Source organism: Uliginosibacterium sediminicola, assembly GCF_039631295.1.
Lineage (GTDB): Bacteria > Pseudomonadota > Gammaproteobacteria > Burkholderiales > Rhodocyclaceae > Viridibacterium > Viridibacterium sediminicola.
Genome location: NZ_JBDIVE010000006.1, coordinates 37,194 through 54,042 on the forward strand (window position 1 = coordinate 37,194; position 16,849 = coordinate 54,042).

The 16,849-nt window shown below is 60.1% G+C and carries 8 protein-coding genes; 6 read left to right on the forward strand and 2 right to left on the reverse strand.

Features of this window, described 5'->3' with window-relative positions:
• Nucleotides 1–26: 26 nt before the first annotated feature.
• On the reverse strand, nucleotides 27–1,223 hold the full coding sequence (gene dapC, locus ABDB84_RS12075) for a succinyldiaminopimelate transaminase (RefSeq protein ID WP_345919990.1): 1,197 nt from the start codon (nucleotides 1,221–1,223) through the stop codon (nucleotides 27–29).
• 209 nt (nucleotides 1,224–1,432) lie between these two features.
• On the opposite strand from dapC, the gene smc reads away from it, so the two are divergent.
• The 3 genes from smc (at nucleotide 1,433) to ligA (ending at nucleotide 8,693) form a co-directional block, all read left to right on the forward strand.
• A complete protein-coding gene (smc, locus tag ABDB84_RS12080; RefSeq protein ID WP_345919991.1) occupies nucleotides 1,433–4,969 on the forward strand; it encodes a chromosome segregation protein SMC in 3,537 nt (1,178 codons plus the stop codon).
• 89 nt (nucleotides 4,970–5,058) lie between these two features.
• Nucleotides 5,059–6,234: a cell division protein ZipA gene (locus tag ABDB84_RS12085; RefSeq protein WP_345919992.1), complete on the forward strand. Its 1,176-nt coding sequence runs from the start codon at nucleotides 5,059–5,061 to the stop codon at nucleotides 6,232–6,234.
• Nucleotides 6,235–6,314: 80 nt separating this feature from the next.
• A complete protein-coding gene (gene ligA, locus ABDB84_RS12090; RefSeq protein WP_345919993.1) occupies nucleotides 6,315–8,693 on the forward strand; it encodes an NAD-dependent DNA ligase LigA in 2,379 nt (792 codons plus the stop codon).
• A gap of 104 nt (nucleotides 8,694–8,797) precedes the next feature.
• Here ligA and ABDB84_RS12095 read toward each other — a convergent pair whose 3' ends face one another.
• The gene (locus tag ABDB84_RS12095) at nucleotides 8,798–10,213 is read right to left on the reverse strand and encodes an undecaprenyl-phosphate glucose phosphotransferase (RefSeq protein WP_345919994.1); all 1,416 of its coding nucleotides are present in this window, start codon (nucleotides 10,211–10,213) and stop codon (nucleotides 8,798–8,800) included.
• A gap of 2,616 nt (nucleotides 10,214–12,829) precedes the next feature.
• Here ABDB84_RS12095 and ABDB84_RS12100 point away from each other — a divergent pair.
• The 3 genes from ABDB84_RS12100 to ABDB84_RS12110 all read left to right on the forward strand — a co-directional run bounded on the left by ABDB84_RS12100 (nucleotide 12,830) and on the right by ABDB84_RS12110 (nucleotide 16,808).
• A complete protein-coding gene (locus tag ABDB84_RS12100; protein ID WP_345919995.1) occupies nucleotides 12,830–14,218 on the forward strand; it encodes an undecaprenyl-phosphate glucose phosphotransferase in 1,389 nt (462 codons plus the stop codon).
• Between the two features lie 206 nt (nucleotides 14,219–14,424).
• On the forward strand, nucleotides 14,425–15,546 hold the full coding sequence (gmd, locus tag ABDB84_RS12105) for a GDP-mannose 4,6-dehydratase (protein ID WP_345919996.1): 1,122 nt from the start codon (nucleotides 14,425–14,427) through the stop codon (nucleotides 15,544–15,546).
• Between the two features lie 173 nt (nucleotides 15,547–15,719).
• Nucleotides 15,720–16,808, forward strand: a complete 1,089-nt coding sequence (locus ABDB84_RS12110; protein ID WP_345920155.1) for a GDP-L-fucose synthase family protein — start codon at nucleotides 15,720–15,722, stop codon at nucleotides 16,806–16,808.
• Nucleotides 16,809–16,849: the final 41 nt, after the last annotated feature.

Here is a 16,849-nt window from a genome sequence, read left to right on the forward strand (position 1 = left end):
TCCTCTATGAAATGGACTGCTTGAATTTAAAACTTGCCTGACTGGCAGAACTCGACGATGCGTTGCGCAGCGCTGACGCATTCTTCGACGCCCGCCACCAGGGCGATACGCACAAAACCATGGCCGGGATTGAGGCCGCGTGCTTCACGCGCCAGATACTGACCCGGCAGCACGGTGACATGGGTTTGCGCAAACAGCACGCGTGCAAACTGGGCGTCATCCACCGGCGTGCGTGCCCACAGATAGAAACCCGCGTCGGGCTTGCTGACGCCTAGGACCGGCGACAGCATGGGCACCAGCTGGTCGAACTTTTCACGATACAGCACGCGGTTTTCCTGCACATGCGTTTCGTCATTCCAGGCTGCAATACTGGCCAGCTGGACCGACTGGCTCATCGCGCAACCGTGGTAGGTGCGGTAGAGCAGGAATTTCTTGAGTATGGCGGCGTCGCCCGCCACGAAGCCCGAGCGCAGGCCCGGCACATTGGAGCGCTTGGACAGGCTGTGGAACACCACCAGGCGCTCGTAATTGCTGCGGCCCAGCTGCTGTGCTGCCTGCAGCGCGCCCAGCGGCGGCTTGGCCTCGTCGAAATAGATTTCCGAATAGCACTCGTCGGCCGCGATGATGAAGCCGTAGCGGTCGGCCAGGGCGAACAGGTCGCGCCATTCATCAAGGCTCAGCACACGGCCGGTCGGGTTGCCCGGCGAGCACACATAGAGCAGTTGTACGCGTGCCCATTGCTCGGCGCTGGGGCCGTCCAGATCGAGGCCGAAGCCATTGGCGGCGCTCTGGTTGAGGAACAGCGGCTGCGCGCCGGCGAGCAGGGCGGCGCCTTCGTAGATCTGGTAGAAGGGATTCGGGCTGGCCACCAGAGGCGCCGGGCGCGAGGCATCAACCACGCACTGGGCGAAGGCAAACAGCGCTTCACGCGTGCCATTGACCGGCAAAACCTGGCTGCCCGCGCTGATCTCCTTGAGCCCGAAGCGGCGCTGCAGCCAGGCCGCGATGGATTCGCGCAGCGCATCGATGCCGATCGTCGTCGGGTAGATCGACAGCCCGCCTAGCGAATCGATCAGCGCCTGCTTCACCCGCTGAGGGGCTTCGTGCTGCGGTTCGCCGATTGACAGGCGGATCGGCGGCAAGGCCGGCGGCTGGGTGCCCGCGAAGAGGGCGCGCAGCTTCTCGAAGGGATAGGGGTGCAACTGATCGAGCAGTGGATTCACGGGCGTGTGCTTTGTGTAAGTGTGGCAAGCGCAGGGCAGGGCCGGCGCCGCGTGCTGTCAAATACCGGCAGAGGCCGGCAATGGCCGGCCGAACTAGGCGAGGGGCGATGATATTATAGCGCCCGGACATTTATCGAGCCGCGCCGCGACATTGTTTGTGCGCCAGGCGGCTCTTCCACCTCTTGACTGCCGAGTAAGCCGACACCGCTGTGCGCCTCTCCAAGCTCAAACTGGCCGGATTCAAGTCCTTTGTCGATCCCACTACGGTGCTCACGCCCGGCCAGCTGGTCGGCATCGTCGGCCCCAATGGCTGCGGCAAATCCAATCTCATCGATGCCGTGCGCTGGGTGCTGGGCGAGTCACGCGCCTCCGCCTTGCGCGGCGAATCGATGCAGGACGTGATCTTCAGCGGCTCCACCACACGCAAGCCGGTCTCCCGCGCCAGCGTCGAGCTGATCTTCGACAATGCCGACGGCCGCGCCGCCGGCCAGTGGTCGCAGTACGCCGAAATCGCCGTCAAGCGGGTGGTCGAGCGCTCGGGCACCTCGGACTACTTCATCAACAACGTCCATGTGCGGCGCAAGGACGTCATCGATCTCTTCCTCGGCACCGGCCTCGGGCCGCGCGCCTACGCCATCATCGAGCAGGGCATGATCTCGCGGGTGATCGAGGCGCGGCCCGAAGAAGTGCGCGGCTTCCTCGAAGAGGCGGCCGGCATCACCAAGTACAAGGAGCGCCGTCGCGAAACTGAAGGTCGCCTCGCCGATGCCCGCGACAATCTGGCGCGCCTCGAAGACCTGCGTGCCGAGCTGGGCGCGCAAATCAATCGCCTCGCCTCGCAAGCCGAAGTGGCGCGCCAGTACCGCAGCCTCAACGACAGCCTGCGTGCGCGCCAGACCTTGCTGTGGACCTGGAAGCTGCGCGAAGGCCAGGCTGCGCTGGCGCGGGCCGATCAGCAAATTGCCGACAGCGGCCGCCAGCTTGAAGCCGGCCAGGAACAGTTGCGCCAGCTTGAAGCGGCGCTGCTTGGCGCACGCGAGCAGCACACCCGCTTTGCCGAGTCGGTCGGCCAGGCGCAGGGCGATGTCTATGCGATTGCCGCCGAAGTCTCGCGCATCGAAAACGAGCTACGCGCCCTGCGCGAACAGCGCGAACGCCTGCTGCAGCGCCGCCAGCAGCTGGCGGCGGCGGCCGAGCAATGGCGTGGCCGTGCCGAAGCGCTGGCCTTCGACCAGGAAAAATGGGCGACCCAGCGCGAGCAGGCCGAGACCGATCTGATCGACGCACGCGGCGCTGCCGATGGCGCCCAGGCCCTGCAGCCGGATGCCGAGGCGCGCCTGGCTGACGCCCGCAAACAGCTCGATGCCTTGCGCCGCGAGCTGGCGCTGGCCGAACAACACATACAGGTCGAGCACACCCGCGCCGCCGCGGCCGAGCGCGCGCTGCAAAGCCTTGCCCAGCGCAGTGCGCGCATCGCGGCAGAGCAGGGCGCGCTGAGCGTGCCGGCGGCCGAGGCGCTGCCCACTGCGCAGGCCGCGCTGCAGGCGGCGCAGAGCGAATTCGCGAGCCTGCAGACGCGCTTGCAGGCGCAGCAAGTGGCGCTCGACGCGGCCCAGCAGGCGCAGCGCCAGGCGCAGGCGGACGCCAGCCAGGCCGATCAGCAGCGCACCGCCTTGCAGGCGCGGCTCGACGCGCTGCAGGCCTTGCAATCGCGCTTGCGTGATCAGGGCGATCTGGCCGCCTGGCTGCGCCGCTGCGGGCTCGAAGGTGTGGATCCCCTGTGGCAGCAGCTCAGCGTGGAGGCTGGTTGGGAGCTGGCCCTCGAAGCCGTGCTGCGCGAGCGCCTTGGCGCCCGCGGTCCGGTCAGCGCCGAGACCGAGCAGGCCGCGCTGGCCAGCGCGGCGCCGGCCACCAGCGTGTTGCTGCGTGCGGGCGAGTTCGCCCCAGTCATTGCGGCTGGCGCCGCACCGGATCAGGCACGCAGCCTGCGCGAGCTGGTCCACAGTAGCGCCGCGCACATCGCGCCCTTGCTCGATCAATGGCTGGCCCAGGTGTTCGTCGTCGACAGCCTGGAGCCCTGGCTGAGCCAACAGTTGCCGGCCGGCTGCGTGCTGGTCAGCAAGAGCGGGCAACTGCTCAGCGCGGGCGAGCTGAGCTTGTTTGCGCCCGACGCGCGCACCCATGGTGTGCTCGAACGCCAGCGCGAGATCAGCGCGCTGCAGCTGTCGCTGGCGCAGGCCGAAGCGCTGCGCACGACGCGCCGCGCCGCCCTGGCCGAATCCGAACACGCCCTGCAGACAGCCCAGCAGGCGCTCGCCAGTCTGCGTAGCGAGCTTGGCCGCGCCCAGCAAAGCCAGCATCAGGCGCAGCTCGAATTGCAGCGCGCCCAGGACGCCGATGCGCGCTATCAGGAACGCCGTGCGCAGTTCGAGCGCGAAGCCGCCGAAGTGCTGCGCTTGCAGGAAGCCGAGCAGGCCCAGCTTGGCCGCGCCACCGAGGCGCTGGCGCAACACGAGGAGAGCCGCGAGATCCTCAGTCACAAACTCGGCGGCGCCGAGGATTTGCTCTACGAGGCGGAACAAGGGCATTCGCTGAGCCGCCAGATCAGCGAGCAGCACCAGCGCGCCCTGCGCGAGGCCGAATTTGCGCTGCGCGAATGCAGCAGCAAGCTCGACGACATTGCCCGCAATACAGCCCTGGTCGGCGAGGAACTGCGTCGCAACGAGGAAGAGCAAGCGCAGCTGGCCGACGAACTCGGCACCCTCGACGAGAGCAGCTTGCAGACCTCGCTGCAAACCGCCTTGCAGCTGCGCGAGGCGCGCGAGGCCGAGCTGGCGCGCCGCCGCCAGACGCTCGACGAACTGGCCGCCAGCCTGCGCCAGCAGGACGAGCAGCGCTTGCGCAGCGAACAGGCGCTCGAACCCCTGCGCGAGGCGCTGGCCGCCGGGCGACTGGCGCGGCAGGGTGCCGAGATGCAGATCAGCCAGGCGCAGGAGCGCTTGCAGGAGATGTCGGCCGACAGCAGCGCGATCACAGCGGAGGCGCTGGCCGAGGTGCGCGAGACGGCACTGACGCGCGAAGTGGCGCGCCTGACGCGGGAAATCGCCGAACTCGGGCCGGTCAATCTCGCCGCGCTGGACGAATTGGCGAGCACCAGCCAGCGCAAGGAATTCCTCGATGCGCAGAACGATGACCTCACCCAGGCCATCGATACGCTCGAAGATGCGATCCGTCGCATCGACCGCGAAACCCGCGAACAGCTGATGGCGACGTACAATACGGTCAGTCGCCATTTCGGCGAGCTGTTTCCGCAGCTCTTTGGCGGGGGTCAGGCCGCGCTGGTGCTGACGGGCGACGAGATTCTCGATGCCGGCATCCAGATCGTGGCGCAGCCGCCGGGCAAGAAGAACACCTCGATCCAGCTGTTGTCGGGCGGCGAAAAGGCGCTGACCGCCATCGCCCTGGTGTTTGCGATGTTTCAGCTCAACCCGGCACCGTTCTGCATGCTCGACGAAGTCGATGCGCCGCTGGACGATGCCAATACCGAGCGTTACTGCGAAATGGTCAAGCGCATGTCATCGGTGACGCAGTTCGTGTTCATCAGCCACAGCAAGATCACCATGGAACGCGCGCAGCAGCTGGTCGGCGTGACGATGCAGGAACAGGGCGTGTCACGCGTGGTCGAAGTGGATATGGAGACGGCGCTCAAGCTGGCCGAGACCCCGGCCGCCGCGCCGAACGCATGAAGCGGCGGCGGATGGCGATGAAAATGAGACAATGGCAGCTGCATGCAGCTGTCCATGATGAACGAGATTTTTGAGAGCAGTCGATAACAATGAGTGATTTCCAACTCGCAATGCTGGCCGCCGGCGCACTGATCGTGCTGGCAGTCTTCATCTACAACTACTGGCAGGATCGCCGTGCGCGCCGCCATGCCGAGCAATTGTTCCGTCCGACCGAACGCGACGCCCTGCTCGATGGCGAGGATGTGCAGGCCATTCCGCCGGCGCCGGGCGGCCGCATGGAACCGGCACTGCCGGGCAATGCCGCGCATGCCGATCTGCCGATGTATGCCGACGCGCAGGACGCGCCAGCCCGTAGCCCGGCGTATGTGCCGCCGGTGCCGTCGTCCGCCGCGCAAACCAGCGCCCGCGCAGCGCAGGCCAGTGCACGTTCGGCGCAACCGGTCTTGCCGGTTGATGCCCAGGCCATCGATTGCATCGTCACCGTCGAAGCCCCGGCCGGGATTGCCGCCGCAGCGCTGTACACCGCCCAGCAGGCGCTGCTGGCCGGGCTGTCCAAGCCGCTGCGCTGGTTTGGCTGGGACGATGGTGATAACCGCTTCCTCGAACTCGATGTGCGCAGCCCGGGCAGTTTCACCCGCGTCAGCGCTGCGCTGCAGCTGGCGGACCGCCGCGGTCCGGTGTCGGACGCCGAGCTGGTGCGCTTCTACGACCAGATCCAGCGCCTCTGCGACCAGTTCCTCGCTGTGCCGCGCCTGCCTTCGCGTACCGAAGTGCTGCAGCGCGCCCAGGAAGTCGACCGCTTCTGTGCTGATGTCGATATCCAGGTGGCGATCAACGTGATCGCCCGCGAGGGCAGTTTCCCCGGCACCAAGATTCGCGCGCTGGCCGAAGCGGCAGGCCTGGAGCTGCACGCCGATGGCGCTTATCACGCCACCGATGACGACGGTCGCACGCTGTTCACCCTGTCCAATCAGGAGTCGGCGGTGTTCTCGGCCGAACAGCTGCGCAATCTGCACACCACCGGCGTCACCGTCGCCATCGACGTGCCGCGCGCGCCCGATCCGGTCAATGCTTTCGACCGCATGAGCCAGTTCGCACAGCAGCTGGCCAGCACCCTGGGCGGCAGCCTGGTCGATGACAATCGCGTGCTGCTCAGCGATCGCTCGCTCAAGCTGATCCGTGGCCAGATCGCCCAGTTCGAGCAGCAGATGGAAGCCCAGGGCATCCCGGCGGGTGGCGAAGTCGCGCTGCGCTTGTTCCGCTGAGTCCGGCCGGCGCCTGCCTGCACGGCGCCCGCTGGAGAATCTCGCCGAATCTTGCTGATTGAAGCGCCATTGAGGTTTGCATGACGGATTTGTTTGTCGCTGATCGCGCCGCCTGGCTGCGTGCGGAACTGCATCGCTACGCCGAGGCTTACTACACGCACGACGCCCCCGTGGTGCCGGACGCCGAGTACGACCGCCTGTTCCGCGAGCTGCAGTCCATCGAAGCCACGCACCCGGAATTGCGCACGCTCGATTCGCCAACCCAGCGCGTGGGTGGCTCAGCGCTCAAGGAGCTGCAGCCGGTGCGCCACCAGGTGGCGATGCTGTCGATCGAGACCGAGACCGACACCACGGCGGGCGGTGCTGAAGCCTTTGATGCGCGCGTGCGCCGCAAGCTGGAGCTGGCTGAAGACGCGCCGCCAATTGAATACGCCGCCGAACTCAAGTTCGATGGTCTCGCCGTCAATCTGCGCTACGAAGACGGCGTGCTGGTGCAGGCCGCCACACGTGGCGATGGCGAAGTCGGCGAAGACGTGACCCACAATGCACGCACGATTCGCGACATTCCGCTGCGACTGCGCGACGACAAGCTGCCGATTCCGCGTGTGCTCGAAGTGCGGGGCGAGATCTACATGCGCCGAGACGATTTCGAGCGCCTCAACGAGCGCCAGCGCGAACGTGGCGAAAAAACCTTCATCAATCCGCGCAATACCGCCGCAGGCGCGCTGCGCCAGCTCGACCCGGCGATCAGCGCGCAACGCCCGCTGTCCTTTTTCGCTTACGGCAGCGGCGAGATTCTCGATTGGAACTTTGCGCCGCAGACGCATGCCGAATTCGTGCAGGCGCTTGCCGATCTCGGCCTGCCGGTTTGCGAACATCATTCCGTCGCACAAGGCGCGGGCGGCCTTGTCGAATTCCACGAGTACATCGCCGCGCTGCGCGACCAGCTGCCGTTCGACATCGATGGCGTGGTCTACAAGGTCAACAGCCTGGCCCTGCAGCGCCAGCTCGGTTTCCGTAACCGCGAGCCGCACTGGGCGGTGGCCCACAAATATCCGGCGCAGGAAGAAATCACCGAGCTGCTGGACATCGAAGTGCAGGTCGGCCGCACCGGGGCCATCACGCCGGTGGCGCGCCTCAAGCCGGTATTCGTCGGCGGCGTGACGGTGACCAATGCGACCTTGCACAACGAAGACGAGCTGCGCCGCAAGGATGTGCGCATCGGCGACTGGGTGATCGTGCGCCGCGCCGGCGATGTCATCCCCGAGATTGTCGCCGCCGTGGCCGAGCGACGCAGCGGCAGCGAGCGCCAGTTCGTCATGCCGACGCAGTGCCCGGTGTGCGGCAGCCATGTGGTGCGCGAGGAGGGCGAAGCCATCGCCCGCTGCTCCGGCGGCCTGGCCTGTCGCGCCCAGCGCGTGCAGGCGCTGATCCATTTCGCCGGCCGCCGCATGATGGATATCGACGGTCTGGGCGACCGCTATATCGAGTCCCTGGTCGATTTTGGTTACGTTGAAAGCCCGGCCGATCTTTATCGCCTCAAGCTGGAAGACCTACTGGAGATGAAGCAGCGTGCCGACGCACGCGATGGCGTGACGCCGGAGACCGTGCTCAACGGCAAGATCGCCACCAAGTGGGCCGAAAACCTCATCACCGCGATTGCCAACAGCCGCCGCCCGCCCTTGGCGCGCTTGCTGTTTGCTCTCGGCATCCGCCATGTTGGCGAAGCGACGGCGAAGATGCTGGCCGAATACCTGGGCTCGCTGGCCAATGTACGCAGCGCGCCACGCGCGGTGTTCGCGGCCTTGCCGGATATCGGTCAAGTAGTGGCTGAAGCGCTGTTCGATTTCTTCGACGAGAAGAACAACGAGCGCGTCATCGATGCCTTGCTGGAGGCCGGTGTGGCACCGGCCGATGAGCACCCGCCCGCGGCCAAGCTGGCGCCGCGACTGGCCACCAGCGAGCTGCTCGCGCATGCCGGTATTCCCAAGCTGACCGAGATTCGCGCCAAGCAGCTGGCCGCGCAGGTCGATTCGCTCGGCAAGCTGCTGGCTCTTACGCCGCTGGAGCGCAATGCTCTGGATCTGCCCGCCGAGGTGCTGGGCGAACTCAATACCTGGCTGCAGCACGAGCAGAACAGCGCAGCGCTGCACGCGCTGGACGCCTGGTGCACGCAGATCCTGGCAAGCGTGCCGCAAAGCGATGAATCGGCGAGCGCGCGCTTTGCCGGCAAGACCTTCGTACTCACCGGCACCTTGCCCACGCTCAGCCGCGACGCAGCCACTGCGCTGATCGAAGCGAATGGCGGCAAGGTCAGCGGATCAGTATCGAAGAAAACGCACTATGTGCTGGCCGGCAGCGAGGCCGGCAGCAAGCTCGACAAGGCGCGTGATCTGGGCGTGACGATCATCGACGAAGCCGGCTTGCTGGCTTTGCTTGAAGCGCCCGCACAAGCCTAGCGCTTGCGTTCGTCACGCTGTGGCCAGTTTGGCCGGAGTGCGCGCCCTTAGGGCGCGTATCGAGGGCGGCGCGCACCCCGATACGGCAAAAATGGAAGTGCGGGTTAGTAAGCGCTGCTGTCCTTGGCCACCAGGCCGACCGTGCGCAGGATGATCTTGATATCCAGGCTCAGCGACCAGTGACGCAGGTAGTCCAGGTCGTACTGCACGCGCTTGGTCATGTGTTCCAGATCATCACCGCCGCGATAGCCATTGACTTGCGCCCAGCCGGTGATGCCGGGGCGCACCTTGTGACGCAGCATGTAGCCGGGAATCAGCTTGCGGTAGTTTTCATTCACCGCAATCGCGTGCGGACGCGGGCCGACAATGCTCATCCGCCCTTGCAGCACATTGATGAACTGCGGCAGCTCGTCCAGCGAAGTCTTGCGGATGAAGGCGCCGAAGCGGGTGACGCGCGGATCGGTCTTGGTGACTTGGGTGTAGCTCTTGTCACCGTCTTCCGTCACCGTCATCGAGCGGAACTTGTAGACCAGCACTTCCTTGCCATCAAGACCATAGCGGCGCTGCTTGAAGATGATCGGGCCGGGAGAGCTCAGCCGCACGCCAATCGCCACGGCCAGCAGCACGGGCGAGATCAGCAGCAGGATCAGCGTGCCGAGAATCAGATCCTCGGAATACTTCACCAGGCCGCGCAGGCCGGAGAAGGGCGTATCGCAGACGGCAACCACGGGCATGCCGGCGATATGGGCGACACGGCCCTGAATCAGGTCGGTCACAAAAATGTCCGGCACGAAATAGACCGAGGCCGTGGTGTCCTTGAGCTCATCCAGCAGGGCCAGAATGCGCGGTTGCGGCGCCATCGGCAGAGCCAGGTAGATGTGGTCAACGCGGTGCTTGCGCGTGTAATCGGCAAGCTCGGACATGTCGCCAAGCAGCGGCGAGTCGCATTCGACACTGGGGTTGCGCTCAAGCTGGCGATCATCGAAGAAGCCCAGCAATTTGATGCCGGAGTAGCGGTCGGCTAGTACCTGCCGTCCTAGCATCAGACCTGTGTCATTACAGCCGACGATGACCGCGCTGTAATGTTTGGTCGATAGCACCCGCAGCATGATGCGACGGGCAATCTCATGAGCGAGCAGCAAGACGCCCCAAGTGCCAAGCTGCCACAGCGCAATCACGCGCAGATCAAAGTAACCGAGGAAACCGGTGGCGAAACCGAACAGCCACAAGGTCAGACACACCATGCCCCAGGCACAGGTCGCCTTGATCATCATCCGCGTCCTGTTCTCCGATAAACGAAGAATGCCAGGGAACAGCAGCAAGAATGTGATCAGTACCAGTGCAAAGTACTGGCGATCAAAGCTTTGTCCAAAGATGAGGACGCTCGCGATCAGGCACGTAACAGCAACTAGCGGGCCGAGCAGGATTTCTACCAGATGGGCGGCCAGTGAGCGCGAGCGCAACGCGCCCTGCGGATCAAAGCCAAAAGTAGTTGAGACGTTCACGTGAGTTTCAGACATTCCCGAGCTTCGGTGTTGTTGGTTCAAATGGCAATACAGACTTTCATTCCTGCAACAAGCTGGATTGCAATCGAGGCGCTGGTGGCATGTTGGAGACCGGACCCCCTTCAGGTGCTCCATGACACGCGCGCTTTTCAGGCTTGCTACTAGTTATTCTGATTTTGTTTGTTGTGTCAGAAAACTAGTTGAGGCAGGCATTATATCCAATGCCGCGTTGTCCGGTGATGCCGGCTATGCGTTCTGACATCGGCAGACGGGCAATACTGTCTGTTTTCTGCGACCTTGCCCTAAAGGGCAATTTGAGTTGAGTTGTTGCGAGTTGCTGGTAAGTAGTCACAGAAGCGCAAGGCTTTTGCTCTGAATGCTGTGTGGGCCCGGGATGTCTCTATATCCAGTCGCTGGCGAGACTTCATTGATTTCAAACGGAATTAATTCTCATTTTCGCTGGGCAAATACGAAAAATGTCGTGCGTTGGTGTCAAAGTAAGTTAGTATTGCTGCAATGCAGCCAAGGGTTAACAGCAACAGGGGGTGCCGACTGCTTCGGCTTCGCTTGCTAGGCCTTCACCGCGTAGTGCTGCGGCTGCAGTCGTTGCAAGATTTGTTGCCAGAAAATTTCAGAAATCAGGGGGGTGGGGTCATGAATCTATATGTTCGCTGTGCGATTGCAGTGCTCGTGAGTTTCGCTACGTACTTTTCCTCAAATTCTTTGCCGGGCAATGAAAAGGAAGTGGTTGAGTTTGTTGCTCAGCCTTCTGTTAGCCCCACAAGTTTGGTTTCGTCTGACAATGGTCATCGCCTGTAAGAAGATGCTGCAACGGTCGTTTTTCGAGGCGCTTGTTTGAGTGAGGCTAAGAGCCTGCTTGCCAGTACGAAATTAGTTCGTGGGGTTCGGGCAAGCGATGATGAAGATGTATGAGCCCCCGCCCAGATATCCGCGGAGGCGGTTTGGTTGAGGTTAGGCGGTATGGCGGCCTGACTGGTGAGTTGCCTGCGGTAGCGTGCCTCCGCTTCTGCAGGGTGGGTATGTTTGATGGCGTCCAATAGCCGGCAGTGGGATTCCTCCTCGACTTTGCCGGCTCCACAAATTCCTAAGTCTTCCCGGGCCGTGCCGGTGGATCACCCCGGCTGTGTGGTTCGTGCCCCATGCCGACCTCGGCAAGCTCTAGGCTGTAGCGGATGGAGATGAACTGCAAGTCTCTGTTCGTATGATCAATCCTGTTGTCTTCAGGATTTGGCTGCTGCGCATACCGTGCTCGCTCCAAGGCATCCAGACAAACTCTGTCTGTATGGGCCAGCTTGCGCATCGCTATGATGCGTCTGGCAAAGACTCCCCCTCTCGAGACCATTTGCATCCAGACCTGCCAGGTCTCGCCCTAGGTGATGCCCGGGGCTTACTGTTGCTTGGAGTGGTCTGCTTTGAACTGCTGATTGACCGGATCCAGTGGGCACAGCACCTTTGTGTCGCCGAGGCGACTCGCTCCAGCTTACCGCGTACCAACTCCCTCAAACCTCAGCACATCATGCGTCGCTCGACCATGCTGTGCGCTACTTCTGCGCCTTTTCGGTGCAACTTCGCCGTGTCTTGTTGCCTCGCAGACGCGCGGATTAGCCTCCCGGGGGCTTCAGCCTTGGTGCCCAAATTTTCTTTGCACTGCTCGCACTGCTCATGTTGCTCAGGATGAGGATTGAACTCGTCCTCGACAAAAGACATCCGGAATCGAATTGACAGACGAGATCCGCATACGTGAAACGGCTTGGCAGGCTTGAGCGTCTCTTTGGCTCCGAGCTGTTCAGGATCTTAGGAATCCAGTTTCGTAGGGCTGAGCTGTAAGGCCGGTGTCGGATACAAGAGATTCAGCTAAGGGCTGCTGCTACGAAGGGTTGTTCCTAGGGCGCATGGTCAGCATGGCACAGAGTGCTCACTGTTTCTGCTGAAGATGTTCATGGTTCTAGCCTCGCCAGAGTCAGAGTCTCCACCAAGCCCGCTGTGATTCAACTACCTGCGTGCTTTTAGGTTCCGGGCTTTTATTGTCGAAGTGTGATGAAAAATGCATGAATAAGCTCGCGCTAATCACAACTGCGCAATAGATATATAGGTTCATATGGGGCTCCTGTTAATAGCATCGGCAAGGTGTAAAACGCCAAGCATGCGATTGTCTATCTAGCTAGGCCGGCAAACATATGCTGCTTGTTCGGCGATCAGTTTGGTTTTCTATTTATTAGAACCAATATTATGTTTGCGCCGCAGCAATCGTAAATCAATTTACATGCTCTGTGTGATGAAAGTGCATCCCCATCCGTAAAAGATGACTGGTATTTGCGGGGTGATAGGCTGTTTGTTGTGGTTTTTAACAAAAAAAACAGTATTGCCGGATGGTGCTTACAGTGGCCTTAATCTAATGCCACAATCAAACCAGCGGGAAATTATTCTGAAGCTCAGGCTGCAGGTAGCCCCACGATCCCTGCAGCTACAACGTAGATGGAGGGTTTTCAAAAATTTACTCGAAACTGCTGCGTGCGAGTGCGGTAAAAATTATTTAGCTGATTGCGCTGCAAGTGTGTAAGTCCGTTAATTTAATTTGTGGAGGTTGCTGTGGAACGAGTAAACGCTTCCATGAGCTTTGGTTTTGATCCACATGGAGCCCTACGTGCTCGTGCATCTGCCGCCCATGCGGTAGAAATTCTGCTTGGCCCCCTAGTAGCTGTCTTTTGTCTGGTTGTCAGTGTGCATTTGCAAGGTCAGAGTTTTGATCGGCAGTACTTCGCGCTTTCCTTGATTACCTTCATTTTGCTGTTTCCTGGAGTTCTGCGCCTGTCCGAGCATCGATGGAGAATGATGCTTAAGGCAACGATGGCATGGCTGACATTCTGTGCATCGCTATGGATATTCGGATATTCGACTGGGTTTGCCGAGTATTTTCCGGTCCGTGTAATTCTGCATTGGCAGGTCAGTACCTTGGTGGTGCTGTTGGTGGCGCATGAGGCTGCACGTAGAGTCATGCAGAGGGTGCTTGCCAAGCAAAGGGCGAAAGCGGTCATTGTGGGGGCAAATGATACGGGCCTCACCTTGGGGCGCGAGCTGCAATTTAGCCGCTATTCTGGCATTGAGCTTCTTGGCTTTTTTGATGACAGAGGGCAGGGCCGCAATTCGTCAATCGGCTGTCACGCCCCAATTCTTGGTCGTATTCCTGATCTGGCTGAGTTTGTACGTAAAGAGCATGTGGATGAAATATATCTAGCTCTTCCTATGGCGTCTCAGCCACGCGTGCTGTCTTTGCTTGAGGATTTAAGAGATACAACGGCATCCATTCATTTTGTCCCTGATATTTTTGTAACTGATTTGATTCAAGGCCGTGTGGATCATGTTGTAGGGATGCCTCTTGTTTCTGTTTGCGATACGCCTTTTTATGGCCTAAGGGGGATCATCAAGCGGACTGAGGATGTTGTCCTGGCCGTCCTTATTTTGCTGTTGATATCTCCACTGCTGATAGCTGTCGCAATTGGTGTACGTCTGTCATCACCTGGACCAATTGTATTCAAACAGCGTCGCTATGGACTCGATGGAAAAGAGGTTCTGATTTATAAATTCCGTTCAATGAGTGTTACGGAAGATGGCGCTACGGTGTTTACTGCGGCATCAAAATCAGATGCACGGATTACCAGATTCGGGGCGTTTATACGTAAGACCTCATTAGATGAGCTGCCTCAGTTCATTAATGTATTACAGGGGCGCATGAGCATTGTAGGTCCGCGTCCGCATGCGGTAGCGATGAACGAGAGCTACAGAAAGCAGATCTCGGGTTACATGGTGAGGCACAAGGTTCGCCCTGGTATTACTGGTTGGGCGCAAGTCAATGGCTATCGAGGCGGTGATGATCTGGCCCATATGATCAAACGGGTTCAGTATGATCTTGATTATTTGCGTAACTGGTCACTTCTTCTGGATATAAAAATAATATTGCGGACCATTCGACTGGTTGCCAAAGATAGCTCTGCGTATTGATTTTTGGCTGAATTGAATTTCGCTTTTTTATAACAGCATCTGTTTGTTTGCGCTTCTAATGAATCTATAGCTTTATTGCGGCTGAGCGTTGTGTGGCGTGCCGTTACGGTAGGTGTTTGTCAGAAGGAATGTCGGAGAGACCGTCGACGTTCTTAAAATTTGTCGCCGATTGTCTGCTGTAAAATATATAGTCGATTTAAAAATATATGACCAAAGTTGCATTGATTACGGGTGTTACCGGACAAGACGGTTCCTACCTCGCCGAGTTTCTGCTGGAAAAAGGTTACGAAGTGCACGGCATCAAGCGTCGCGCGTCCTTGTTCAATACGCAGCGCGTCGATCACATTTATGAAGATCCGCATATTGAAAACGCTCGTTTCAAGCTGCACTACGGTGATTTGAGCGACAGTAGCAACCTCACACGCATCCTGCAGGAAGTGCAGCCGGACGAGGTTTATAACCTTGGTGCGCAGTCCCACGTGGCAGTGAGCTTTGAAGCCCCTGAATATACGGCTGACGTAGACGGCATGGGCACGCTGCGTCTGCTCGAAGCGATCCGCTTCCTCGGCCTCGAAAAGAAGACGCGTTTCTACCAAGCCTCGACGTCCGAGCTGTACGGACTGGTGCAGGAGATCCCGCAAAAGGAAACTACGCCGTTCTATCCGCGCAGCCCCTACGCGGTGGCCAAGCTCTACGCCTACTGGATCACCGTCAACTATCGTGAGGCCTATGGCCTCTACGCCTGTAACGGCATCCTCTTCAATCACGAATCGCCGCGCCGTGGCGAAACCTTCGTCACACGCAAGATCACCCGTGGCCTAGCCAATATTGCCCAGGGACTGGAACACACCCTGTTCATGGGCAATATCGATTCCCTGCGCGACTGGGGTCACGCCAAGGATTACGTGCGCATGCAGTGGATGATGCTGCAGCAAGACAAGCCCGAAGACTTCGTCATCGCCACCGGTGTGCAATACAGCGTGCGCCAGTTCATCAGCTGGAGTGCCGAGCACCTGGGCATCAAGCTGCGCTTTGAAGGCAGCGGCGTTGATGAGATCGGCGTGGTCGAATCGGTCAGCGGCGACAAGGCCCCGGCCGTCAAGGTCGGCGATGTGATCGTCAAGATCGACCCGCGCTACTTCCGCCCCTCGGAAGTCGAAACCCTGCTGGGCGATCCCGCCAAAGCCAAGGCCAAGCTCGGCTGGGTGCCGGAGATCACCGTGCAAGAGATGTGTGCCGAAATGGTCGCCTCCGATCTGGAGTCCGCCAAGCGGCATGCGCTGCTCAAGAAGCATGGTTTCGAGGTGGCTGTCAGCGTCGAGCATTGATTGAAGCTGGCAATGTTTTATTTATCAAAATGGCAATATTAAAAAGTAAAGCCCGGGTTTCTGGATTCCCTGAAACGCGGGCTTCAGTATGAGTACGATGCGGTAATCGTGGCGCACGGGGTACCCGCCGACATGAGAGGATTGTGTGATCAGCGGAATTTTGGGATTTGATGATGAGTAGCCAAGAAAAAATCTACGTAGCGGGGCATCGTGGCATGGTGGGGTCGGCCATCCTGCGCCAACTGAAAGTTCAGGGATACACGCAGATCATCACCCGCACCCACGCTGAGCTGGACCTTACCAACCAGCGTGCGGTGCGCACATTTTTCGATCAGGAAAAGCCCAGCCAGGTGTATCTGGCCGCGGCCAAGGTTGGTGGTATTCACGCCAACAACACCTATCCGGCCGAATTCATCTATCAAAACCTGATGATGGAAGCCAATATCATCGACGCGGCCTACCGCAACGGCGTGCATAAATTGCTGTTTCTTGGTTCAAGCTGTATTTACCCCAAGCTTGCCGAACAACCGATGCGCGAAGACGCCTTGCTCAGCGGCGCCCTTGAAGCGACCAACGAGCCCTATGCCATCGCCAAGATCGCCGGCATCAAGCTCTGCGAAAGCTACAACCGCCAATACGGCGTGGATTACCGCAGCGTGATGCCGACCAATCTCTACGGCCCCGGCGACAACTACCACCTCGCCAACAGCCACGTGCTGCCGGCCATGATCCGCAAATTTCACCTCGCCAAGTTGGCGATGGAAGGTGATCTCGTCAGCATCATCGCAAACGAGCAAGAGTACGGCCTTATTCCTGAAGACATTCGCGCGATGATTGGTCTGGAGCCCCCAATTCCTCACGGGGCTAATGGGCCCGTCACACTCGACTTCAAGCTCCTCCCACGTAACTCCGTGACCCTCTGGGGAACCGGTACGCCTTACCGTGAGTTTCTACACGTAGACGACATGGCCTCCGCCTGCATTTACGTCATGAATCTGGACCGCGAAACCTACGCCGCCAATACTCAGCCTATGTGCAGCCATATCAACGTGGGTTATGGGTCGGACCTGACAATTCGCGAAGTGGCCGAATTGGTGGCGAAGGTCGTCGGCTATACCGGCAATATTGAATTCGATGCTACGAAACCGGACGGTACGCCGCGCAAGCTGATGGATAGTAAATGTCTCAATATCTTAGGCTGGAGGCCTTCCATCAATATTGAAGTGGGTCTACATCAGACATATCAGTCATACGTCTTTTAAACATAGATGACCGTTTCTGCGGTTTTAGAAAGATCATTTTA

What these genes read in the sequence shown, in the direction of transcription:
- ABDB84_RS12085 (WP_345919992.1), top strand. Translation starts at nt 5,059, where the DNA reads ATGAGTGATTTCCAACTCGCAATGCTGGCCGCCGGCGCACTGATCGTG.
- ligA (WP_345919993.1), top strand. Translation starts at nt 6,315, where the DNA reads ATGACGGATTTGTTTGTCGCTGATCGCGCCGCCTGGCTGCGTGCGGAA.
- ABDB84_RS12095 (WP_345919994.1), bottom strand. Translation starts at nt 10,213, where the DNA reads ATGTCTGAAACTCACGTGAACGTCTCAACTACTTTTGGCTTTGATCCG.
- ABDB84_RS12100 (WP_345919995.1), top strand. Translation starts at nt 12,830, where the DNA reads ATGAGCTTTGGTTTTGATCCACATGGAGCCCTACGTGCTCGTGCATCT.
- gmd (WP_345919996.1), top strand. Translation starts at nt 14,425, where the DNA reads ATGACCAAAGTTGCATTGATTACGGGTGTTACCGGACAAGACGGTTCC.
- ABDB84_RS12110 (WP_345920155.1), top strand. Translation starts at nt 15,720, where the DNA reads ATGAGTAGCCAAGAAAAAATCTACGTAGCGGGGCATCGTGGCATGGTG.